This is a genomic window from Dinoroseobacter sp. S76, assembly GCF_049801095.1.
Lineage (GTDB): Bacteria > Pseudomonadota > Alphaproteobacteria > Rhodobacterales > Rhodobacteraceae > Dinoroseobacter.
Genome location: NZ_JBNAGH010000002.1, coordinates 720,897 through 742,824, shown reverse-complemented (window position 1 = coordinate 742,824; position 21,928 = coordinate 720,897). Strand labels below are relative to the sequence as shown.

The 21,928-nt window shown below is 64.8% G+C and carries 18 protein-coding genes; 12 read left to right on the top strand and 6 right to left on the bottom strand.

Features of this window, described 5'->3' with window-relative positions:
• Window positions 1-9 precede the first annotated feature (9 nt).
• A complete protein-coding gene (locus tag ACP153_RS09370; RefSeq protein ID WP_424970709.1) occupies window positions 10-1,332 on the top strand; it encodes a cytochrome-c peroxidase in 1,323 nt (440 codons plus the stop codon).
• A 9-nt stretch (window positions 1,333-1,341) separates the two neighbouring features.
• Here ACP153_RS09370 and ACP153_RS09365 read toward each other — a convergent pair whose 3' ends face one another.
• On the bottom strand, window positions 1,342-2,841 hold the full coding sequence (locus tag ACP153_RS09365) for a CRTAC1 family protein (RefSeq protein ID WP_424970708.1): 1,500 nt from the start codon (window positions 2,839-2,841) through the stop codon (window positions 1,342-1,344).
• Window positions 2,838-4,082 (bottom strand): ROK family protein, encoded by a 1,245-nt coding sequence (locus tag ACP153_RS09360; RefSeq protein ID WP_424970707.1) that lies wholly within the window; start codon window positions 4,080-4,082, stop codon window positions 2,838-2,840. Before ACP153_RS09360 ends, ACP153_RS09365 begins: the two co-directional genes overlap by 4 nt.
• 212 nt (window positions 4,083-4,294) lie before the next feature.
• Here ACP153_RS09360 and xylF point away from each other — a divergent pair, with 212 nt between their 5' ends.
• The 9 genes from xylF to ACP153_RS09315 all read left to right on the top strand — a co-directional run bounded on the left by xylF (window position 4,295) and on the right by ACP153_RS09315 (window position 15,505).
• The gene (gene xylF / locus ACP153_RS09355; protein ID WP_424970706.1) at window positions 4,295-5,326 is read left to right on the top strand and encodes a D-xylose ABC transporter substrate-binding protein; all 1,032 of its coding nucleotides are present in this window, start codon (window positions 4,295-4,297) and stop codon (window positions 5,324-5,326) included.
• A 117-nt stretch (window positions 5,327-5,443) separates the two neighbouring features.
• On the top strand, window positions 5,444-6,751 hold the full coding sequence (locus ACP153_RS09350) for a sugar ABC transporter permease (RefSeq protein ID WP_424970705.1): 1,308 nt from the start codon (window positions 5,444-5,446) through the stop codon (window positions 6,749-6,751).
• Complete coding sequence (locus tag ACP153_RS09345; RefSeq protein ID WP_424970704.1) at window positions 6,751-7,503, top strand: ATP-binding cassette domain-containing protein; 753 nt, start codon at window positions 6,751-6,753, stop codon at window positions 7,501-7,503. Before ACP153_RS09350 ends, ACP153_RS09345 begins: the two co-directional genes overlap by 1 nt.
• On the top strand, window positions 7,503-8,945 hold the full coding sequence (gene xylB / locus ACP153_RS09340) for a xylulokinase (protein ID WP_424970703.1): 1,443 nt from the start codon (window positions 7,503-7,505) through the stop codon (window positions 8,943-8,945). The genes ACP153_RS09345 and xylB overlap by 1 nt, the downstream gene beginning before the upstream one ends.
• Window positions 8,942-10,246: a xylose isomerase gene (xylA, locus tag ACP153_RS09335; protein WP_424970702.1), complete on the top strand. Its 1,305-nt coding sequence runs from the start codon at window positions 8,942-8,944 to the stop codon at window positions 10,244-10,246. The genes xylB and xylA overlap by 4 nt, the downstream gene beginning before the upstream one ends.
• Before the next feature lie 218 nt (window positions 10,247-10,464).
• Window positions 10,465-11,850 carry a DUF3179 domain-containing (seleno)protein gene (locus ACP153_RS09330; RefSeq protein WP_424970701.1) on the top strand — a complete coding sequence of 462 codons (1,386 nt, stop codon included), beginning with the start codon at window positions 10,465-10,467 and terminating at the stop codon, window positions 11,848-11,850.
• A 291-nt stretch (window positions 11,851-12,141) separates the two neighbouring features.
• The gene (locus ACP153_RS09325; RefSeq protein WP_424970700.1) at window positions 12,142-13,179 is read left to right on the top strand and encodes an amino acid ABC transporter substrate-binding protein; all 1,038 of its coding nucleotides are present in this window, start codon (window positions 12,142-12,144) and stop codon (window positions 13,177-13,179) included.
• 72 nt (window positions 13,180-13,251) lie between these two features.
• A complete protein-coding gene (locus ACP153_RS09320; protein WP_424970699.1) occupies window positions 13,252-14,412 on the top strand; it encodes an ABC transporter permease subunit in 1,161 nt (386 codons plus the stop codon).
• A gap of 1 nt (window position 14,413) precedes the next feature.
• Entirely contained in the window at window positions 14,414-15,505 is a 1,092-nt protein-coding gene (locus ACP153_RS09315) for an amino acid ABC transporter permease (protein WP_424970698.1), read from the top strand.
• A gap of 59 nt (window positions 15,506-15,564) precedes the next feature.
• Here ACP153_RS09315 and ACP153_RS09310 read toward each other — a convergent pair whose 3' ends face one another.
• From ACP153_RS09310 to metC, 3 genes are read right to left on the bottom strand one after another with little or no spacing between them, the layout of a single operon-like run.
• Complete coding sequence (locus ACP153_RS09310; protein WP_424970697.1) at window positions 15,565-16,446, bottom strand: MBL fold metallo-hydrolase; 882 nt, start codon at window positions 16,444-16,446, stop codon at window positions 15,565-15,567.
• Between the two features lie 22 nt (window positions 16,447-16,468).
• Window positions 16,469-17,083 carry a VOC family protein gene (locus ACP153_RS09305; RefSeq protein ID WP_424970696.1) on the bottom strand — a complete coding sequence of 205 codons (615 nt, stop codon included), beginning with the start codon at window positions 17,081-17,083 and terminating at the stop codon, window positions 16,469-16,471.
• 31 nt (window positions 17,084-17,114) lie between these two features.
• On the bottom strand, window positions 17,115-18,293 hold the full coding sequence (metC, locus tag ACP153_RS09300; protein ID WP_424970695.1) for a cystathionine beta-lyase: 1,179 nt from the start codon (window positions 18,291-18,293) through the stop codon (window positions 17,115-17,117).
• 98 nt (window positions 18,294-18,391) lie between these two features.
• Here metC and ACP153_RS09295 point away from each other — a divergent pair, with 98 nt between their 5' ends.
• Both ACP153_RS09295 and ACP153_RS09290 read left to right on the top strand, forming a co-directional pair.
• Complete coding sequence (locus ACP153_RS09295) at window positions 18,392-20,707, top strand: molybdopterin-dependent oxidoreductase (RefSeq protein WP_424970694.1); 2,316 nt, start codon at window positions 18,392-18,394, stop codon at window positions 20,705-20,707.
• Window positions 20,708-20,745: 38 nt separating this feature from the next.
• Complete coding sequence (locus tag ACP153_RS09290) at window positions 20,746-21,513, top strand: IclR family transcriptional regulator (RefSeq protein WP_424970693.1); 768 nt, start codon at window positions 20,746-20,748, stop codon at window positions 21,511-21,513.
• A 5-nt stretch (window positions 21,514-21,518) separates the two neighbouring features.
• Here the strand turns inward: ACP153_RS09290 and ACP153_RS09285 are convergent, their stop codons facing one another.
• Window positions 21,519-21,923: a rhodanese-like domain-containing protein gene (locus ACP153_RS09285; RefSeq protein ID WP_424970692.1), complete on the bottom strand. Its 405-nt coding sequence runs from the start codon at window positions 21,921-21,923 to the stop codon at window positions 21,519-21,521.
• Window positions 21,924-21,928: the final 5 nt, after the last annotated feature.

Here is a 21,928-nt window from a genome sequence, read left to right as displayed (position 1 = left end):
TTGAAGCACATGCTGATCACAGGGCTCGCGCTGCTTGCGGGGCTCGGCATCGGAGTGGTCGGGGCGGTTGATCTGCCCCGCCCGGTGGTGGACGCGGATTTTGCCCCGGTCAATCTGGACGAGGCGCGTCTGGGACAGCTGCTGTTTTACGATCCTGTTCTGTCCGGCAATCGTGAGGTGTCCTGCGCCACCTGTCATCATCCGGCCCATGGGACCTCCGATGGTCTGTCCCTGGGCATTGGCGATGGCGGGATCGGTCTGGGCCCCAAGCGACGGGCCGACCCGGAAAACCTGCCCGAGCAGCGGATCCCACGCAACGCTCCGGCGCTTTTCAATCTCGGCGCCAATGAGTTCACGGTGCTCTTCCATGATGGTCGGATCGAGGTTGATCCTGACCGGCCCGGCGGGCTGCGCACTCCGCTTGATGAGGACATGGTGGCGGGATTTGCCTCCCTGCTCTCGGCACAGACCATGTTCCCGGTGCTCAGCCCGGATGAGATGGCGGGGCACTATGGCGAGAACGAGATCAGCAAGGCGGTGCGTCAGGGGCGGCTGACCGGGCCGGGGGGCGCGTGGGATCTGATCTCGCGTCGGGTTGCCGGGATCCCCGCCTATGCCCAGGCTTTTACCGAGGTCTACCCCGAGATTGAAACGCCGGCGCAGATTGGCTTCACTGATATCTCCAATGCGGTCGCGGCGTTCATGGCGTTTGAATGGCGCTCGGATACCAGCCCGTTCGACACCTACCTGCGGGAGGGGCGCGGGCTCAGCCCGGAACAGGTCGATGGCATGACCCTGTTCTATGGCGCGGCGGGCTGCGCGACCTGCCATGCGGGGCCGTTCCAGACGGATCACGGGTTTCACGCCATGGCCGCGCCCCAAATCGGGCCAGGTAAGGCCGCGCGGTTCGAGAGCCATGCCCGGGATGAGGGGCGGATGCGCGTGACAGGGCGGTCCGAAGATGCCTATGCTTTCCGCACACCTTCTTTGCGGAATGTCACGCTGACAGGGCCTTACGGCCATGCGGGCGGGCACAAGGATCTCGGCGCCTTCCTGCGTGATCACGTGGCGCTCGAAGGCGGCCTTGCCGCCTATGACCAGGCGGGTGTGACCCTGCCCGAACTCGCGGTCGAGGATTTCCGAGCCTTTGGGCCCGGGGGCGACATCGCCGAGATCCGCGCTGCGCGGCACGTGCCGGGCCAGGCTCTGACGGAGGCGGAGATCGACGCGCTCCTCGCCTTCCTCTCAGCTCTCGAGGATCCGGCGGCCGTGGATGGGCGGCTTGGCGTGCCCGAAACCGTGCCCAGCGGGCTCCCTGTGGCGCAGCCCTGAGCCCCGCCGCTATTGCGACGGGCTGAGGTCGATCCGCAAGGTCTGGTTTGCAGCCACCTTGCGCGAGACGCGCAGAACGCCTGAGGCATCCCGGATTTCGATTTTCGCATCGCGCGCTTCGCCCAGACCGAAATGGAGGGGCAGGGCGCCGCCCCCCGCATGGCCGCCGCCCACTACGCGCTGCTGAACCTGCCTTGCGCCGTCGGTGATCACCGTCACTTCGGCGCCCACGGCAAAGACGCTCGCCCGATCCCTCGGGTCGATGGCCAGCCAGTTGCCTGTCTCTGGCGTCACATTGCGATAGAGCTCCATTGGCGCGCGCCGGTTCACCACCACCAGATCGAGCCGACCGTCTCCGTCGAGATCGGCCATCGCCGCCCCGCGGGAGCGCGCGGTCGTGGCCACACCAGCCGCGATCGAGACTTCGGTGAACCTTCCATCGGATTGCTGCATCAACAGGTTATTGGGATCCTTCATCGCGTTGCCAGGCATCTGATCCACATTGCCCTTGGCGAGAAAGAGATCCGCGCGCCCGTCATTATCCACATCGCCGAATTCCGCATGCCAGCCGGTGGAGGGGCGGCCATCATCGCCCAGATGCGGGCGTTGGGCATAGGTGCCCTGGGCAAAGGGCGCGGCAGCATAGGTCCCGTCCTCCTGCGCGATCTGCAACAGCTGGTCGCCCATGGAGGTCAGCATCACCTCGTCGCGCCCATCCCCGTTCAGGTCCCGGCTCGCGATCCCCATCCCCCAGAGAGAGACTTGCGGCCAGCCATCCTCGGCCCCGAGAAACCGGTTCTCGGTCAAGTCAAACATCTGCTCATACCCGCCGCGCACATAGTAGTGCCGATCATTGGAGAGCCGCAGGGTCATCCGCCCGCGCGCATCCCGCGCGGCCAGCGCAGAGAGCGTGCAATAGCCCGGGCCAAACGGCGCGCTGTCATAGCCGTCCTCCGCGCGTGGTATCAGGATCTGGTGCGTGTCGCAGGCCTCGAACGGGCCCTCGGGATCGCTGCGATCCACGTAGTTTCCGACAAACAGGGTGGGGCGCGCGTCCCCCTCGGACCACCAGGCGGTGAAGGCGGTGCTCCACGCATTGCCCGGGTCGATCCCGAAGTCTTCGGTGGCTTCGGTAAACGCGCAATCCGGCCCGCCACGCAGCACCCGGTTCGGCCCGACCCGCAGCACGAAGAGATCGCGCCAGCCATCCGCGTCAATGTCGAGCGCATAGGCCCCGGTCACTCCGGTCATCTCCGGCAGGTCACCAGGTTCGAAAGCCATACCCCCGCGGTTCAGGAAAAGCTGCGCAGGGGCGGTCCCACCCGCGGCAAAGATCTCGGGCAGGCCATCGCGGTTGCAATCGAAGACCGCCACGCCGCCGCCCACGAAATGCTCCCAGCCGCCGGAATAGACATGTGGGGGCAGGGCTGTGCTGTGATCCTCGAACGCGACCTGCGCGGTCACGGCAGAGGGGAGCAGAAACGCGCAGGCCAGAAACCCCAGTCTCATTTGTCCCCCAAAAGCGCATCCGTCACCGCCCCGAGCGCAAGTGCTGTGGCCCCGCGCGCCCAGACCTGATCGCCCCAGGCGTGGATCTCGACCCGGGTGCGGCTGGCGTCGGGGTTCAGCGTCATATTCTGCATCTCGGCGAGCACCTCCTCGGCATAAAGGTAGTCATAGCGCATGCGCGCGCCGCTCAGGATAATCAGCGCCGGATCAAAGAGTTGCACCACATTCGCGAGCCCCACAGACAGGAAACGCCCCGCCCGTTGAAAGATCGCGCGCGCAGCGCCGTTGCCCGCCTTGGCCTGATCGAACAGGCTTTCCAGCATAGCTGCGTTGGTCTGAGCGCTGCGTGGATTGCGGTCGAGTGCGGTGGAGGCCTCGCGCACCAGCGCGTAGTCGGCGAGATAGGCCTCGAGACAACCGCGCTGTCCGCAGCGGCAGAGCGCCCCATCGAGCTGTACTTTCATATGGCCAAGCTCCAACCCCAGCCCCTGCGCGCCGCGAAACAGGCGGTTGTTGAGCACAAGCCCCATGCCCACCCCCTGTTCGATCGTGACCACGGCAAAGTCCTGCCGCGTGCGCCCGGACCCGAACCAGAGCTCCGCCAGGGTCAGCACATTCGCGTCGTTTTCGAGATAGGTGGGCACGCCGAACCGCGTCTCGACCTGGGTCTGCAGGGCGTGATCCTCCCCGGTGAGGAGGGGGCTCCAGCTGACGATCCCGGTCTCGTGGTGGACCGCGCCGGGCAGCCCGATGCCCAAGGCCGAGATATCGTCGCGCTCCAGCGGGCTGTCCTCCAGCACCATGTCGATCAGGGCGCCGATCTCGGTCAAAAGCCCCTCGGGGTCATAGCGGGTCGGCTGGCTCGGGCGGCTGGCGGTGGCGAGCTCCTTGCCGGCGAAGTCTGACAGGCTGATCGTATGGAGCTCGTCCGAGAGGCGCAGGCCCAGAACATGGCGTGCCTCGGGCACCACGGCGAGGGAGACGGGGGGGCGTCCGCGCCCGCTCTCCCGGGCAGGGGCGGCAATTTCGGTCAGAAATCCCCCCTCAATCAGGTCTGATGTGAGGGTTGTGACTGATCCGGGACTGATTCCCAGGGTCCGCGCCACATCCACGCGCGAGGCGTGACCCGCCGCGCGCACATGCTCAAAAACCTGTTGTCGCAAGGGTTTAGCGTGCTGCCCGGTATCGGGAAAGCTCGGTCCGCATCCCGAAGAATCGGCAGGCCCAGCATCATCGCGCATTATTTCTCTCCCTGAATTTTATATTCGACCAAACTACCTCAATTTCTACGATCGCGTGTATTTTTGGCGGTGATTATGGGTGTATGACGCATTTTTTTTGGACGGAAGTCAAATTTATTTTGACAACCGAAATAAATTGGGCTTGGTTGTAGATGTGAGGGGCAAAGGACCCCGCTGCCTGGTTTCAGGCATGATCAACTTGGGAGGATTGAATGCGCAAAGCATTTCTCGCGGCTGCCGTGCTGGCAGCTGGTTTCACAACTACTGTCTATGCAGGTAGCCACAGCATCACCGTCGGTGTGAGCTGGTCCAATTTCCAGGAAGAGCGCTGGAAAACCGACGAAGCGGCCATCAAGGGCGCGCTGGACGCGGCCGGGGCATCTTATGTCTCTTCGGATGCCCAGTCGTCTTCGGCCAAGCAGCTGTCCGACGTGGAAAGCCTGATCGCGCAAGGGGTTGATGCCCTGATCATCCTCGCTCAGGACAGCCAGGCCATTGGTCCGGCCGTGCAGGCCGCCGCCGACGAAGGTATCCCGGTCGTGGGCTATGACCGCCTGATCGAGGATCCGCGGGCCTTCTACCTGACCTTCGACAATGTGGAAGTGGGCCGGATGCAGGCGCGCGCCGTGCTCGAAGCGCAGCCCATGGGCAATTACGTGATGATCAAGGGCTCCCCCACGGACCCGAATGCGGACTTCCTGCGTGGCGGTCAGCAAGAGATCATTCAGGAAGCCGTGGATGCAGGCAAAATCACCATCGTGGGTGAGGCCTATACCGATGGCTGGCTGCCCGCGAACGCGCAGCGCAACATGGAGCAGATCCTGACCGCGCAAGACAACAATGTGGACGCGGTGATCGCCTCCAATGACGGCACCGCGGGTGGTGTGGTCGCGGCCCTGACGGCACAGGGCATGGAAGGTATTCCGGTCTCCGGTCAGGATGGCGATCATGCCGCGCTGAACCGTGTGGCCCTGGGCACCCAGACCGTCTCCGTGTGGAAAGACGCCCGGGATCTGGGGCGGGCCGCCGGTGAGATCGCCGTTGCGCTGGCCGGCGGTGCATCCATGGCGGATGTCGAGGGCGCACAGTCCTGGACCTCCCCCGGTGGCACCGAGCTGACCGCGCGCTTCCTTGCGCCGGTGCCGGTGACGGCGGCCAACCTGTCCGCAGTCGTGGACGCGGGCTGGATTGCCCAAGACAAGCTTTGCCAAGGCGTGACCAACGGTCCTGCGCCCTGCAACTGATCGCATCGCGATCCGGCCCCGATGCACCAGACGCATCGGGGCCACCCTAAACCAACCCAGTTTTCAATTACGACGTCATCCAGCCCCGTGTTCCACGGGAGAGAGGGATCTTGAGCCATGTCTGACGCAACCTCGTCCAAGACCGACGGACTCCCCACCCAAGAAAAACGTAACTTTATCCAGACCCTAGAGGTCGATACCCGTCTGCTCGGGATGATCGGCGCCTTCATCGTGGTCTGCCTTGTTTTCAACGTATTGACCGACGGGCGCTTTCTGACGGCCCGGAACATTTTCAACCTGTCGATCCAGACGGTGAGCGTGGCGATCATGGCCACGGGCATGGTCTTCATCATCGTCACCCGCCATATCGATCTCGCGGTGGGTGCGCTTCTGGCCACCTGTTCGGCGGCCATGGCCATGACCCAGACGGCGATCCTGCCCGAGGTCTTCGGGCTTGAGCTCGGCCATCCGCTGATCCCGTGGATCGCCATGCTGGTCGGCGTGGCCGTGGGCACCGCCATCGGGGCGTTTCAGGGCTACCTTGTGGGGTACCTGATGATCCCGGCCTTCATCGTGACCCTCGGCGGTCTGCTGATTTGGCGCAACGTGGCCTGGTACATGACTTCTGGTCAGACGATCGGTCCGCTCGATCCGACCTTCATGACGCTCGGCGGCATCAACGGCACGCTCGGTGCAACCATGAGCTGGATCGTCGGCCTGCTCGCCGTTGCCGCGGCCTGCTGGGGCCTGTGGTCCGCGCGGCGCAACAAGATCTCGCACAACGCGCCGGTCAAACCCGTCTGGGCGGAGTACACGGTCATGGGCGTGGTCTCGGTCGCGATCCTCGGCTTCGTGGCGATCCTGAACAGCTATCAGATCCCCGCCGCCCGCCTGCGCCGCCAGTTTGCCGCTGCCGGCGAGGAGATGCCCGAAGGCTTCACCGCCGTCTATGGCATCCCGTTCTCGGTGCTTCTGCTGATCGCGGTCGCCGTGGCCATGACCATCATTGCCAAGAAGACCCGCTTCGGGCGCTATATCTTCGCCACGGGCGGCAACCCGGATGCGGCAGAGCTATCGGGCGTGAACACCCGGATGCTGACCGTGAAGGTCTTTGCCCTGATGGGCGCGCTCTGCGCGATCTCGGCCATCGTGGCTTCGGCCCGCCTGACCAACCACTCCAACGATATCGGCACGCTCGACGAGCTGCGGGTGATCGCGGCGGCGGTGATCGGCGGCACGGCCCTCGCGGGTGGGATCGGCACCATCTATGGCGCGATCCTCGGGGCGCTGATCATGCAATCCCTGCAATCGGGGATGGCCATGGTGGGCGTGGATGCGCCTTTGCAAAACATGGTGGTGGGCACGGTTCTCGTGGCCGCAGTCCTCATCGACATCATCTATCGCAAGCGGATCGGAGCCAAGTGATGACAACTCCTCTGGTAGAACTGGACAATATCTCCATCGCCTTTGGCGGCATCCGGGCCGTGGACGGGGTCTCGCTGGACCTGCATCCGGGCGAAGTGGTGGGACTTCTGGGCCATAACGGCGCGGGCAAATCGACCCTGATCAAGATCCTTGCGGGTGCTTACAAGAAGAGCGGCGGCGAGATCCGGATCAATGGCGAAGTGGCCGAGATCAACTCCCCCCGGGATGCGCGGCGCTACAATATCGAGACGATTTACCAGACGCTGGCGCTGGCGGATAACCTCGATGCGGCCTCGAACCTGTTTCTCGGACGCGAGCTGACAACGCCGCTGGGCTTTGTGGATGACACGAAGATGGAGGCCGAGACGCGCAAGATCATGAAGCGTCTCACTCCCAACTTCCAGAAGCATAACGAGCCTGTCTCGGCGCTTTCTGGGGGGCAGCGGCAATCGGTGGCCATCGCCCGGGCGGTCTATTTCAACGCCAAGATCCTGATCATGGACGAGCCGACCGCCGCACTCGGGGTGCATGAGACGCAGATGGTTGCGGACCTGATCAAGGAGCTCAAGGCCCAGGGCCTCGGCATCTTCCTGATCTCCCATGACACGCGCGAGATGCTCGAGCTTTGCGACCGGGTCTCGGTTATGAAGAACGGCAAGCTGGTCGGCACCGAACGGGTCGAGGACGTGACCGAGGATGACATCCTGTCTATGATCATCCTGGGCAAGAACCCGAGGGAGGCGGCGGCCTGATGTATCTCGGCCTTGATCTCGGAACCTCCGGTCTCAAGGCGCTGCTGATCGACGACACTCAGGCGGTGGTGGCAGAAGCCACTGCCGCTCTGAGCGTCTCGCGGCCCCATTCGGGCTGGTCCGAGCAGCTGCCCTGCGACTGGTTGAAAGCCACCGAAGAGGCGATGGCGGCGCTTGCGGCACAGACGGATCTGTCTGCCGTGAAGGCCATCGGGCTCTCTGGACAGATGCATGGGGCGACCCTGCTCGATGCGGCTCATGAGGTGCTCCGCCCGTGCATCCTCTGGAACGATACGCGTGCGGCGGCGGAGGCCGCTGCGATGGATGCGGACCCCGCGTTTCGTAACCTGACCGGCAACATCGTCTTTCCCGGCTTTACCGCGCCGAAACTGGCCTGGGTGAAGGCCCATGAGCCGGAGGTCTTTGCCAAGACGGCGCTGGTGCTGCTGCCCAAGGACTACCTGCGTCTCTGGCTGACGGGGCAGGCGGTGGCGGAGATGTCCGATGCCGCGGGCACCTCCTGGCTCGACTCGGGCGCGCGGGATTGGTCGGACAGCCTGCTGGCCGCGACCGATCTCAGCCGGGATCACATGCCCCGGCTGGTCGAGGGCTCGCAGGTCTCCGGGACCCTGCGCGACAGCCTCGCGGAGGCCTGGGGCCTGCCCAAGGGCATCCCCGTGGCAGGCGGGGGCGGCGACAATGCCGCTTCTGGCATCGGTATGGGCGTGGTGCAGGCAGGGGACGGTTTTGTCTCGCTGGGCACCTCGGGCGTGCTGTTCGCGGCCTGCGATGCCTATGCGCCGGATCCCGCGACAGCGGTGCACACCTTCTGTCATGCGCTGCCCGAGACATGGCACCAGATGGGCGTGATCCTGTCGGCGACGGATTCCCTGAACTGGTTCGCTCAGGCCTGCGGGACCGATGCGGCGACGCTTACGAGTGGTCTGGGCCCGGTGCAGGCGCCCGGGCGCACGGTCTTTCTGCCCTATCTGGGTGGTGAGCGGACGCCCCACAACGATGCGGCCATCCGGGGCGCCTTTGCCCGGATCGACCATTCCGCCGATCGCGATGCGATGACCCGCGCCGTCCTCGAAGGGGTGGCCTTCGCGGTGCGCGACTGTTTCGACGCGCTCACCGCCACGGGCACCAAGCTCGAACGGCTCACCGCCGTGGGCGGCGGCGCGCGCTCGGAGTATTGGGTGCAGACCATCGCGACCCTGCTGGGCCTGCCCATCGACCTGCCGGTTGCCGGCGACTTTGGCGGGGCCTTTGGCGCCGCGCGCCTCGGCATGATGGCCGAGACCGGGCAGGGGGCTTCCCTTGCCACGCGCCCACCCATCGCCCGCAGCATCGACCCACTTCCGGATCTCGCCGACGCGTTCGACGAGGCCCATGGCACCTATCGTGCGACCTATACGGCTCTGAAAGGATTGGACACATGAGCGATTTCTTCGCGGGCATTCCCGCCGTCACCTATGAAGGGCCCGACAGCACCAGCGACTTCGCCTTTCGCCACTACAACCCGGATGAGGTGGTCATGGGCAAGCGGATGGAGGATCACCTCCGCTTCGCCGTCGCCTGGTGGCACAGCTTCGCCTGGGAGGGGGGCGACCCGTTTGGCGGGCAAACCTTCGAGCGTCCCTGGTTCGGCCCGAGCCTTGATCACGCCAAGGCCAAGGCCGATGCGGCCTTCGAGATGTTCCGCATCCTGAACGCACCCTTCTATTGCTTCCACGACGCGGATATCCGCCCCGAGGGCGCGAGCTTCGCCGAGACCACCGCCAATCTCGAGGCGATGGTCGATTACCTCGGCGCCAAGATGGAAGGCTCGAACACCAAGCTCCTCTGGGGGACGGCGAACCTCTTTTCCCACCGGCGCTATATGGCCGGGGCGGCGACCAACCCGGACCCGGAGGTCTTTGCCTATGCGGCGGCCACGATCAAAACCTGCATGGATGCGACCCACAAGCTTGGGGGCGCGAACTATGTGCTCTGGGGCGGGCGCGAAGGCTATGAGACCCTGCTGAACACCGATCTCGGGCGTGAGCGGGAGCAGGCGGGCCGCATGCTCCAGATGGTGGTGGACTACAAGCACAAGATCGGCTTCGAGGGCGCGATCCTGCTGGAGCCCAAGCCGCAGGAGCCCACCAAGCACCAGTATGATTACGACGTGGCGACGGTCTATGGCTTCCTCAGCGAGTTCGGCCTCCTGGACGAGGTGAAGATGAATATCGAGCAGGGTCACGCGATCCTAGCCGGGCATTCCTTCGAGCATGAGCTGGCGCTGGCGCGGGAGTTCGAGATCCTCGGCTCCATCGATATGAACCGCAACGACTACCAGTCGGGCTGGGATACGGATCAGTTCCCCAACAGCGTGCCCGAGGTGGCGCTGGCCTATTACGAGGTGCTGCGCGCGGGAGGGTTCTCCACCGGTGGGACCAACTTCGACGCCAAGCTGCGGCGCCAGTCCCTCGATGCAGAGGATCTGATCGCGGGCCATGTGGCCGCGATGGATGTCTGCGCTGCGGGTCTGAAAGTGGCCGCCAAGATGCTGGAAGACGGCGAGCTCGAACGACGCCGGGACGAGCGCTACATGGGCTGGTCCGGCCCGATGGGCGATGATCTGCTGTTCCGCAGCTCGCTGGAGGCCTGCCATGACTACGTGGTCTCGAACGGGTTGAACCCCGAGCCACGCTCTGGCCGGCAAGAACGGTTGGAGGCCTTGGTCGCCCGCTACCTCTGAGCCGGAAACCTTTGCAAAAAGAGCGCCCTCAGGCGCTCTTTTTCCGTTTTACGCCGCGCGTTGAGCGGGGCGCTATACGGCTGCCCGACGACAGGCGCCGGTCCCTCTCACCTTTTTCTGATTGAAACGTGATTGGCGGGCTTTGCGTTTTGCACCGAACATGAAGGCCATTCGGGCGCGCCGCGCCCCTGGCTCGATGCAAGGCAAGGACAGATCCCATGGCAGTTTTTCAGGTTTCCCGCATCCGCAGTTGGACCGTGGCGGGGATGGCCGCGCTGTCTCTGCTCTGGCCCGGGGCGTTGGCCGCCCAGCAGGCGGAGCCGCTGCCCGATTATGTGCTGGAGGCCTTTGGCGCCCCGCCAGAGATCCCCGAAGGACCGCTCTCCGAGGACCTCAAGCGCGCGGTCAAGATGGCCTTCGTGGACAGTGTGACCGAGGCCACCTGGGGCCGCGATCAGAACACCGCGCTGGCCGAGATCGTCGATGCGGGCGACCCGCGGCTCGTCTGGCTGATCAGCGATCTCATGCGCTTTGCCTCGGGCCCGCAGCTCTCGGTTGCCTTGACCGAGGCCTCCTCGGTGCTGCTCGGTAAACGCCTGCCGCGCGAGAACGGCTGGGGCAACGTCACCGATCACCTGATCGCCTGGGACATCCCGGCACCGCCCGACTACCTCGCAACAAAGCGTGCGATTTTCACCACGGTCGTGCCGGGCTGGGACAAGATCTTTGTCGAGGGGGATATCGACTGGCGCCATGTCTCCTGGGGCGGGGTGTTGATCGATGACCGGGCCTTTGACACGACCGATGCGCCCTGCAACTGCATCCCCGCCGCCGATAAACCCGAGGTCAGCACCGCGGAGGAGGCCACATGGCTCAGCGATGACGCCATCGTCTTTGGGGTCGAAGTGAATGGTGAGTACCGCGCCTATCCGCGCCGCATCATGGAAGTGCGCGAGATGGTCAATGACACGCTGGGCGGGCGCGATCTGGGCATTCCCTATTGCACGCTCTGCGGGGCGGCCCAGGCCTATTTCACCGACCAACTCCCCGCAGGGGTCGAGCGGCCTGTGCTGCGCACGTCGGGACTGCTGATCCGGTCGAACAAGGTCATGTTTGATGTGAACAGCTATTCGGTCTTCGACACATTCCTCGGCACGGCCGTGACCGGCCCCCTGGCCGAGAAGGGGATCGTGCTGCCCCAGGCCTCGGTCGTGACCACGGATTGGGGCACCTGGAAGGCCGAGCACCCGGAAACCACAGTGCTGATCGAGGATCTGGCTCTGGGCCGCGATTTCGACTTCCGAAACGGGCGCGACGCCAATGGGCCGATCTTCCCGGTCGGGGATGTGGACCCGCGCCTGCCGGTTCATGAGGATGTGGTGGGCGTGGTCGCGGCCTCCGGTACGCCCGTTGCTTTCCAGCGCAGCCAGGCCGTCGCCGCCCTGACGCGGGGAGAGGAGGTCGCCTTCGAAGAGGTGCGGCTGACGCTCGATGCGGGCGGGCTGCGGGCGGTTGATGCTTCAGGCGCCGATCTCGGCAGTCACCAGGCCTTCTGGTTCGCCTGGTCCCAGTTCCATCCGGAGACCGTGCTCTGGGCGCAATAGGCCCCGACCCCTTTTCCTGAACTGCTGATCCTGCACCCCGGCGCCGCCCGCGCCGGGGTGTTTTGCTGTTCTGCTGGGCAAATCGCCTGTCTCCCATGCCGAAACGGCCTCTTTCTGCGCCAGATCTGCTCAATCCCGTGGCATCTCCGCGCCTGATTGGTCGGGCGCGCGGGCCGTTCTCAGGGGAAGGCAGCTGCGGTCTGAACCAAAGTGTTGACTCCGTATTTCAGTATCTGCATTCTATATGGCAATACAAATGTGCCAATATACAGCACAACAGATGGAGGTCACATGTTCCAGAACCTAACAGCCGCGGCCCTTGCTGCCGCCGCGATTTCGGTCTTGCCCGCGACCGGCGCAATGGCCCAGAGCGCCACGGTCCAGCAGATCGTCGAGCGGGGCACGCTGCTCTGCTCGGGCCATAACGGCAGCTATTTCGGCTTCGTTGAGGTCAATGATCAGAACGAATGGCGCGGGCTCGATATCGATCTCTGCCGGGCGCTCACCACGGCGATCCTCGGCGATCCGAATGCGGTCCAGATCGTACCGCTCTCCTGGGCGCAGCGGTTCCCGGCCCTGCAATCGGGCGATGTGGATGTGATCATCAAGGCCACCGGCTGGACCATGGGACGCGACACCGAGCTTGGCCTGCAATTCAGCCTGCCGTATTTCTTTGGCGGTACGCAGTTCATGGCCCATGGCGACCTGGGCATCGAAGATGCGACGGGGCTTGATGGTGGCACAATCTGTGTCGAGGCGGGTACCACGATCGAGCGGATCTCGGCCAACTACCTGTCGACCATCGGGGTCGAGCACACGATGGTGTCCTATGAAAGCGCCGCCGAGCTGCGCGCGGCCTATCTCGCCAATCGCTGCGACGCCTTTGCGGGCTGGGGGCCGAACCTCGCCGTGCTGCGCGCGACCGAGATCGACAACCCGGACGCCCATATCATCCTGAGCGACCAGCTTTCCTCCGAACCGATTTCGGCAGCCATGCGCCAGGGAGATGAGGATTTCGTGGATGTGGTGAACTGGATGCTCGCCGCCCTGCTGATCGCCGAGGAAGAGGGGATCACCAAGGCCAATGTGGCCGAGATGGCGGCGAGCCCGGCCAATCCGCGGATCTCCCGCCTGCTCGGGGCTGAGCCCGGCATGGGCGAGCGGCTGGGTCTGCGCGACACCTGGGCGCGCGAAATGATCGCCGAAGTGGGCAACTTTGCCGAGATCTATGACCGCAATCTCGGGTCCGAGAGCCCCTATAATCTGGATCGCGGGCTCAACAACCTGTGGAGCCACGGGGGCGTGCTCTACGCGCCGATCCTCGACTGATCCCAACAACGCCTCCCACAAGGCCGCGCGACACCGAGCGCGCGGCCTGATTTCTCCAGCCCGGGGCTTTCCATGACCGCTGCTACCGCCACCGCCGCCAGCGCCGAAGAGCTGCGCGCCCGCGCCAAGACGCGCCGTATCATCATTCAAACGCTGTTGCTGGGGATCGCCTTGTTGGTGATCTGGGGCGCGGTGCGCAGCGCGCAGGTCAATCTGACCGCTCTGGGCATCACCAGCGGCTTCGGGTTTCTCGACCGCTCCACCGGCTGGGACTACTCTTTCTCCCTGATCGAGCGCTCGATCAACGACCCCTATAGTCGGACCCTGCTGATCGGGTTGATGAACACGATGTTCGTGGGCTTCATCTGTATCTTTCTCTCGACCATCTTTGGCTTTCTGATCGGCACCGCGCGGGATGCGTCGAACATCGCGGTCAAGACGGCGGCCACGGTCTATGTTCAGATCTTTCGGAATATCCCGCTGATCCTGCAGGCGATTTTCCTCTACGCGATCCTGATCCATCTGCCGGGACCCCGGCAGGCCTTTTCCATCGGGGATGCAATCTTTCTGTCGAACCGGGGCATGAAATTGCCCGGGCTGAACGTCGCGCCCAGCGTCGCCATCGGCATTCTGCTCGTCTCTCTCGCCTTGCTGATCGCGCTGGTTCTGTGGAAACGGTTCAGCCTGATCAAAGGCGCAGCGATCTGGTTCGGCGGTACCCTTGTGGTGGCGTTGCTCGCGGCGCTGGTCTTCCGGCCCGAGGGGGAGAGCCTCTTCTCGATCCCCGCGCTGCAAGGGCTGCGGTTCCGCGGTGGGATCACGGTTTCGGTCGAGCTTTGGGCGATGATCGTCGCCATCACCGTCTATGGCAGCGCCTATATCGCCGAGGTCGTCCGTGGCGGGCTCAACGAAGTGCCGCGCGGCTTGATCGAAGCGGGCCAGGCGCTCGGCCTCGCGCCCGGTGCGATCTGGAGCCGGATCAAGGTGCCCATGGCGCTCCGCTCCATCGTGCCACCGCTCGGTAATCAGTGGATTTTCATCATGAAGGCCACCACCATCGGCATCGCCATCGGGTTCGCGGATCTCTTCTACATCGTCTCCAACTCGATCACCCAGTCGGGCCAGACGCTGGAGCTGATCGCGATCCTCATGGGGGCTTTCCTGCTCGTGAATTTCTCAATCGCGTTCTTCACCAATTGGCTGAACGCGCGGCTCCAGCTGAAGGCGCATTGATATGGCAACGCTCTCTGATATCCCAGTTCGGCCCTCGCGCATGGATGCCACCGTGCAGATGCTCAAGCGCCGCGCGTTTCACACGCCCAAGGACGGGGTGATCTCGATCCTCGTCTTCGCGGCCCTGGCCTATCTCGCCTGGCTCGTGATGGATTGGGGTCTGCTGCGCGCGGTCTGGAGCGAGGACAACGTCGCCGCCTGTCAGGATGCCGGGGCAGGGGCCTGTTGGGCTGTGATCGATGCGCGCCACCGGCTGATCCTCTTCGGGCTCTACCCGTTCGATCAGCATTGGCGCTCGACCCTGGCCTGCCTGACGATCATCCTGACGGTCGTGGCCTCCTGTTTCCCTTGGGCCTGGAGCGGCAAGCGCCTTGTCGGGCTCTGGATCGCGGGGTTTGCCACCTATTACCTCCTGATGGAGGGGAGCCTGCTGGGTCTGCAGCAGGTCACCACCGATGGCTGGGGCGGGCTGTCTTTGACCCTGTTCCTCTTTGCGTCAGTGGTCATTCTCGGCATGCCCATGGGGCTGGGCCTTGCGCTCATGCGCAGGTCGGAGATGCCGGTGGTCAAATACTTCGCCATGGTGCTGATCGACTTCATCCGGTCCCTGCCGCTCCTGACGACGCTCTTTACCGCCGCGGTGGTGGTGCCGATCCTGCTGCCCTCGTGGCTGGAGGGGGACAAGATCTGGCGGGTGATCGTGGCGTTCGCGCTCTTTTTCGCCTGCTATCAGGCCGAGGTGTTCCGCGGCGGGTTTCAGGCGATCCCCAAGGGGCAGTTCGAGGCGGGCAAGGCCCTTGGGCTGAGCTATTGGCAAATCCTGTCACGGATCGTGCTGCCGCAGGTTTTCCGCCATGCGCTGCCCTCGACGATCAACATGGTGGTGGTGACCTTCAAGGAGACCGCGATCGTGATCATCATCGGTTTCTTTGACATCCTCGCCTCGGCCAAGGCGGCCTTCGGTACCGGGGATTGGGCGCCGTATTACCTGGAGGTCTGGGTCTTTGTCGGCGCGATCTACTGGGTCTTCCTCTTCTCCCTCGGCCAGTATGGGGAGTACCTCAAGAAGCGGATGAAAGTGCAGGAACGCTGAACGAAGAAACGCCCCGGGCGAGAGCCACAGGGCGGTGCGGTTTTCGCGAGATCCCTAGATCAGAGCTTGTTCAGGGGCATCTTGAGAACCATGTTGCCGTCCTCATCCTCGGGCACATCGCCCGCCCGCATATTCACTTGCAGCGACGGCAGGATCAGGCTCGGCACCTTCAGCTCAGCATCCCGCGCCGTGCGGAACGCGACGAACTCCTCCCGGGTCTTGCCGCCGCCCACATGGATGTTCTCGGCCTTCTGCGCCGCCACGGTCGTCTCCCATGAAATTGCGCGCCCACCGGGCCCGTAATCATGGCAAATAAAGAGCCGCGTCGCATCCGGCAGGCTCAGCACCCGCTGGATCGAGTCGTAAAGTTGCCCCGCATCCCCGCCGGGGAAATCCGCGCGGGCCGAGCCGCCATCGGGCATGAAGAGCGTGTCCCCGACAAAGCAGGCATCGCCGATCACATGGACCATGCAGGCGGGCGTGTGACCCGGCGTGTGGAGCGCATGGCCCACCATGCCGCCGACCGTGTAGCTGTCGCCATCGGAGAAGAGCTTGTCGAATTGCGAGCCGTCGCGCTGGAACTCGGTGCCTTCGTTGAAGATCTTGCCGAAGACGTCCTGCACCTCCTGCACATGCTCGCCAATGCCGATCTTGCCGCCGAGCTGTTCCTGGATATAGGGCGCACCGGAGAGGTGATCCGCATGGACATGGGTCTCGATGATCCAGTCGAGGCGCAGCCCGTGCTCGCGGATGAACGCGATCATCTGGTCGGCGCTGTCATAGGTCAGGCGCCCGGCGGCGGGGTCAAACTCCATCACCGGGTCGATGATCGCGCAGGCGGGACCGCCCGGCTCGCGCACCACATAGGAGATGGTGTTGGATTGCGGGTCGAAGAAAGGCGTGACCTCCGGCCGCGTGCTCAGATCGATCTCAAGTTCCATCTGCACTCCTCCCGTTCTGATGTCAGTCTATAGTGACGTGGCCCTTCGGTGTGTCAAATTCAAACGCGAGGGCGGCAGGGCCTTCGGTGATCTCGGCCAGATGCGCGATCCGCAGCGTTTCGAACAGCGCGCCAAGCCGCGCAGGGTCGGGATGGGTGATGGCGACCTTGGTCAGGCGCACGCCCAGATCCTGCTGCCCGGTGGAGGGGTGGGGGCCCGGTGACCATTCGATAAACGCCGGCAGCAGGCCTCCCTCGGGCAAGTGCCCGTCCTTGGGCACGGTCAGCCGCCAGCTGCGATCCCCGCGCTGAAAATGGACCACCTCGCCCAGATCCACCGGGCTTGCGGCGATCACGCCATCCAGATCATCGGTATTCACCACCCAGCAGAGCGCCCGGGGCCGTTCCGCCAGCCGCGCAGTCGTTGCCGGATCATCCAGCGTGAACCAGCGCACGCGGCCCGGATCGGGCGCCTCGGGATCGATGGCGATCAGCTCGAAGAAACTCTCATTCCCGGCCTGCATCACGCAGTTATGGGTGCTCATCGCGTCATGCTTGGAGCCTGCGGGCACGGTCACGCCGAGGGCTTCCTCCATCGCCGCGACCCCTTGGGTCAGATCCGCGGCTCCGATGGCCATGTGGTCAATCTTGTTCTGCATCACAGAGCTTTCATTGGGTGTTCAGATGGGGGAGGGCGGCGGCCAGATCGCGTTGCAGCGTGTCCAGATCGTCAAAGCCGATATTGAAGCGGACCAGTGCGCCGGGCTCGTCCCAGGATGTCGCCGTGCGCTCCGGCGTAACCGGGAGGACGAGGCTCTCGAACCCGCCCCAGGACACGCCGATCCCGAAATGGTGGAGCGCATCCACGAACCGCTCTAGCTGCGCGGGCGCGCAAGGGTGGAAGACCACGGAAAAGAGCCCTGCCGCGCCGGAGAAATCCCGCGCCCAATGGGCGTGACCGGGGCAGTCGGGCCGGGCGGGGTGCAGCACGCGCTTGACCTGCGGCTGGGCAGCGAACCAGTCGGCCATGGCGCGCCCGGCCTTGTCCACATGGGCCATCCGCATCTGCAAGGTGCGCAGGCCGCGCAGGGCGAGCATCACCTCCTGCCCACCGGTCTTGTCCCCGATCTGCATCACGGTCTTGCGCAGGGCCGGGCCATGGGCGGCGGTTGAGGCGATGACACCCAGCATGGCATCAGAATGCCCGCAGAGATACTTGCTCCCGGAATAGGCGAGCACATCGACCCCGAGGGCCAGCGCCTGACAGAAGACCGGCGTGCCCCAGGTCGTATCCAGGATCGTCGGCACGCGCGCCGCCCGCGCGGCCCCGGCGATGGCCGGGATGTCCGGCATCTCGAACGTGCCGGAGCCGGGGGCCTCGAACATCACGGCGCAGGTCTCGGGCGTGATCAGATCGGCGATCCCGGCCCCGATCATCGGGTCGAAGTACTCGACCGCTACGCCCATCCGCGTCAGCATCCCATCGCAGAAGGTCCGGGTATTGCCATAGACGTTGTCCGCCACCAACAGATGCGCCCCCGGCCGGGCAAAACTCATCAGAGCGCAGCTGATCGCCGCCACCCCCGAAGAGGTCAGTGTGACAGACGCAGCGCCCTCCAACCGGGCGAGCATGTTCTCCAGCTTGTAGACCGCCGCATTGCCGTAGCGCCCGTAATACATCGTGCCGCTCTCATAGCGATTCGCACGTGCGGTCTCGAAGCTGGCCAGCCGGTCGAAGACCATTGTCGAGCCCAGCTCCACCGGCATGTTCACATGTCGCCCATCAACTGTGTCGGGACGGCCATCCTGTACCAGAATATCGTGCAAGGCGGGGGGAGGGGTGGTCACGGCAATTGATCCCTTTTCATGACAGGCGGAGGATGACACTAGGGATGTATGGTGTCAATATGTGGCATACGTGTATCGTATAGCGAAACAGTAGGGCGATGAGCACAAGCAATCGAAGGGTCACGGCGAGCCATTGGGGACCCGGTCTCGCAGTCACAGAGGGCGCGCGTCTCGTGCGCGTGGATCCGCATCCGGATGATCCGGCACCCTCTCCGATCAACGACAACATCGCCAGCAGCCTGAATGGGCGCGCCCGGGTTCTGCGTCCGGCTGTGCGGGCAGGCTGGCTCGATGCGGTTGCGGCGGGCCGCGACGGGGATGCGGGCAGTGGCCTGCGCGGGCGCGACGCCTTTGTCGAGCTCAGCTGGGACGAAATGCTCGATCTTCTGGCCGCCGAGATTACGCGGATGCGGACCACCCACGGCAATGAGGCAATCTTTGCCGGGACCTATGGCTGGTCCAGCGCCGGGCGGGTCCACCATGCCCAGAGCCAGCTCAAGCGGTTCCTGAACACCCAGGGCGGGTTCGTCCGGTCCAAGGGCAACTACAGCTATAACGCGGCGCTGGTGCTTATGCCCCATATCGTCGGCTCCTACCGCGATCACGTGGTGCAGGCCACGCGTTGGCCGGTGATTGCGAAACACACGAAACGCGTGGTGATGTTCGGCGGCATGGCCATGCGCAACACTCAGGTCAGCGATGGCGGCGTGGCCCGGCACCGGATGGCCGAGAACCTGCGCGCCTGCACCGAGGCCGGGGTGACATTCGTGAATTTCAGCCCCCTGCGCGATGATGTGGCCGAGAGCCTGGGCGCCGAGTGGCTGCCACCGAAGCCCGGCACGGATACGGCGGTGATGATGGGGCTCGCCCATACGCTGCTGGTCGAAGGCCTCCATGATGCAGCGTTTCTGGCGCGCTACACGACCGGGTTCGACCGGGTCGAGGCCTATCTGACTGGGCAATCGGATGGCGTGGTCAAGGATGCGGATTGGGCCGCTGGTGTCTCCGGCGTGCCTGCGGACCGGATCCGCAGCCTCGCGCGCGAGATGGCGTCAGGGAGGGCGATGATCTCCTGCGCCGCGGGTCTGCAGAGGGCGGATTACGGCGAGCAACCCCTCTGGATGACCGTGACGCTTGCGGCCATGCTGGGCCAGATCGGGCTGCCCGGTGGCGGCTACACGATCGGCTACGGCGTGAACGCCAATATCGGCAATGTGGGCCGCCCCTTCCGCTGGGGCGCGCTGGAGCAGGGGCGAAACCCGGTTGATCGGTTCATCCCCGTGGCGATGATCGCGGATATGCTGCTCAATCCGGGCGAAAGCTACCGCTATGACGGGACAGAAGGGGTCTTTCCCGATATCCGCATGGTCTGGTGGGCGGGCGGCAACCCGTTCCACCATCATCAGGATCTCAACCGGCTGCACCGCGCCTTCCAACGCCCGGAAACGGTGATCGTGAACGAGATCAACTGGACGGCCACGGCGCGTCACGCGGATATCGTCCTGCCCGTCGCCGCCCCGCAGGAGCGCGAGGATTTCGCAGGCGGCCAGTCTGACAACGCGCTCATGCCCATGCCGGCTCTCGCGCTCCCGCCGGGGGAGGCGCGGGTCGAGTTCGAGATCTATGCCGAGCTTGCCGCGCGTCTCGGGGATCCCGGCGCCTTCACCCAAGGCCATGACACGGCTGGCCTCGTGCGCCAGATCTGGGCCGAGACCCAGGCCGCGGCGGAGGCGTGGGGCACCAGCCTCCCGGATTGGGAGGCGTTCATTCAAGGCGATGTCGTCGCCTTGCCCGATCCCACGCCGGAGCGGGTGTTTCTGCAGGAGTTCCGCGCCGATCCTGATGCCAACCCATTGCCGACGCCCTCCGGCAGGATCGAGCTCTTTTCCGAGCGGATCGCCGGGTTCGACCTGCCTGATTGCCCGGGCCATGCCAGCTATATCCCGCCGCGCGATACGGTAACGGGGACGGGGCCGCTCTATCTGCTCTCCGGGCAACCGGCGACGCGGCTCCATTCGCAGCTCGATAACGGGGCCTATAGCGTCGGGCGCAAGATCGCCGGGCGGGAGCCGGTGCTCATCCATCCGGAGGACGCGGCCCCGCGGGGCATCGCCGATGGCGATATCGTGGAGCTGTCGAACCCGCGCGGGCGATGCCTTGCCGGAGCGCGGGTCACCGAGGCGATCCGGCCCGGTTGCGTGTTTCTCTGGACCGGGGCGTGGTACGATCCGGATTACGGCGCGCCGCAGAACCGGGACCGCCACGGCAATCCGAATGTGCTGACCCATGATCAGAGGACCTCGCAGCTCTCCCAGGGACCTGCCGCGCATTCCGCCATGGTCGAGCTTGCCCGGTTCCACGGGGATCCGCCCCCGGTAGAGGCCCATGATCCGCCCCCCTTCAAACCGCGCTAGTGTTCTGATATTCGGAACGCCCGCAATGGAGACGTTTCATGCCGAATGACGCCAAGGCCCCGAAAGTCGATTCGACCCTCTCCAAGGGCCTCGCGATTCTCGAAAATCTGGCCAGTGCCCGGCAGGGCAAGGGGGTCACACAGATCTCGCGGGAGCTGGAGCTGACGAAGTCGAACACGTTTCGCCTGCTCCAGACCCTGACGACGCTCGGCTATGTGAAGCATTTCGAGGACAAGACCTATGGCGCCACGCTCAAGACCTGGCAGGTCGGGCGGGCGCTGGTGGACAATCTGAACCTGCGGGAGCTGGCCGCGCCGGAGATGTCCTTCCTCAGCCAGGAGACCGGCGAGACTGTCTATCTGGCCGTGCCGGAAAACCTCACGGTGATCTATATCGACAAGATCGACAGTCAGAAGCCGATCCGATCCTGGAATGCGGTGGGCGGCTCGGCGCCGCTCCATTGTGTGGGGACGGGCAAGGCGATTCTGGCGGCGAATTACGAGCGGATGCGGGATCAGCTGCAGGGCAATCTGACCCGCCATACGGACCGGACCCTGACGAGCTTTGCCCAGCTCGACGCGGATATGGCTGCCACCCAGCAGCGCGGCTATGCCTTTGATACCGGGGAGTTTCGCGACCGCATCCTGAGCTTTGGGGCGCCGATCACCCTGCCGGATGGGGTGGCGGTGGCGGCCCTCGGCGTGTCCCTGCCGGATATCAATCTGGCGGAAAACGCCGAGACCCGGATCGGTGATCTGGTGCGCCACGCCGCGAGCAGCGTGTCGCTCAAGCTCAGCCGGGGCTGACGGGCTTAGCCCTTCTTCTCGGGCATCTCCACCGGGCCTCCCTGGGCTTCCCAAGTGGAGAACCCCTCTTTGAGATGGGCGGCCTCGAACCCCATATCCTGCAAGGTGGCGACGGTCAGGGCCGAGCGCCAGCCAGAGGCGCAGTGAAAGACATAGGATTTGGACGGATCGGCGAAGACCTCCTTGTTATAGGGGCTGTCGGGATCCACCCAGAATTCGATCATGCCGCGCGGCGCGTGCACGCTGCCGGGGATGAACCCGCTGCGCTGACGCTCGCGCACGTCACGAATGTCGACGACCACCAGGTCAGGATCATCGAGCCGGGCGATCAGGTCCGCAGTCTCGATTTCCTCGATCCGGGTGCGGGCTGCTGCGACCATCTCCTGCGCAGAGGTCTTGAGTTTGGCCATGGGTC

Coding starts and splice junctions, on each gene's coding strand:
- xylF (WP_424970706.1), top strand. CDS start 4,295: ATGCGCAAAGCATTTCTCGCGGCTGCCGTGCTGGCAGCTGGTTTCACA.
- ACP153_RS09345 (WP_424970704.1), top strand. CDS start 6,751: ATGACAACTCCTCTGGTAGAACTGGACAATATCTCCATCGCCTTTGGC.
- xylA (WP_424970702.1), top strand. CDS start 8,942: ATGAGCGATTTCTTCGCGGGCATTCCCGCCGTCACCTATGAAGGGCCC.
- ACP153_RS09295 (WP_424970694.1), top strand. CDS start 18,392: ATGAGCACAAGCAATCGAAGGGTCACGGCGAGCCATTGGGGACCCGGT.
- ACP153_RS09360 (WP_424970707.1), bottom strand. CDS start 4,082: ATGCGCGATGATGCTGGGCCTGCCGATTCTTCGGGATGCGGACCGAGC.
- ACP153_RS09330 (WP_424970701.1), top strand. CDS start 10,465: ATGGCAGTTTTTCAGGTTTCCCGCATCCGCAGTTGGACCGTGGCGGGG.
- ACP153_RS09320 (WP_424970699.1), top strand. CDS start 13,252: ATGACCGCTGCTACCGCCACCGCCGCCAGCGCCGAAGAGCTGCGCGCC.
- ACP153_RS09350 (WP_424970705.1), top strand. CDS start 5,444: ATGTCTGACGCAACCTCGTCCAAGACCGACGGACTCCCCACCCAAGAA.
- ACP153_RS09305 (WP_424970696.1), bottom strand. CDS start 17,083: ATGGCCATCGGAGCCGCGGATCTGACCCAAGGGGTCGCGGCGATGGAG.
- ACP153_RS09285 (WP_424970692.1), bottom strand. CDS start 21,923: ATGGCCAAACTCAAGACCTCTGCGCAGGAGATGGTCGCAGCAGCCCGC.
- xylB (WP_424970703.1), top strand. CDS start 7,503: ATGTATCTCGGCCTTGATCTCGGAACCTCCGGTCTCAAGGCGCTGCTG.
- ACP153_RS09370 (WP_424970709.1), top strand. CDS start 10: ATGCTGATCACAGGGCTCGCGCTGCTTGCGGGGCTCGGCATCGGAGTG.
- ACP153_RS09325 (WP_424970700.1), top strand. CDS start 12,142: ATGTTCCAGAACCTAACAGCCGCGGCCCTTGCTGCCGCCGCGATTTCG.
- ACP153_RS09310 (WP_424970697.1), bottom strand. CDS start 16,446: ATGGAACTTGAGATCGATCTGAGCACGCGGCCGGAGGTCACGCCTTTC.
- ACP153_RS09290 (WP_424970693.1), top strand. CDS start 20,746: ATGCCGAATGACGCCAAGGCCCCGAAAGTCGATTCGACCCTCTCCAAG.
- ACP153_RS09365 (WP_424970708.1), bottom strand. CDS start 2,841: ATGAGACTGGGGTTTCTGGCCTGCGCGTTTCTGCTCCCCTCTGCCGTG.
- ACP153_RS09315 (WP_424970698.1), top strand. CDS start 14,414: ATGGCAACGCTCTCTGATATCCCAGTTCGGCCCTCGCGCATGGATGCC.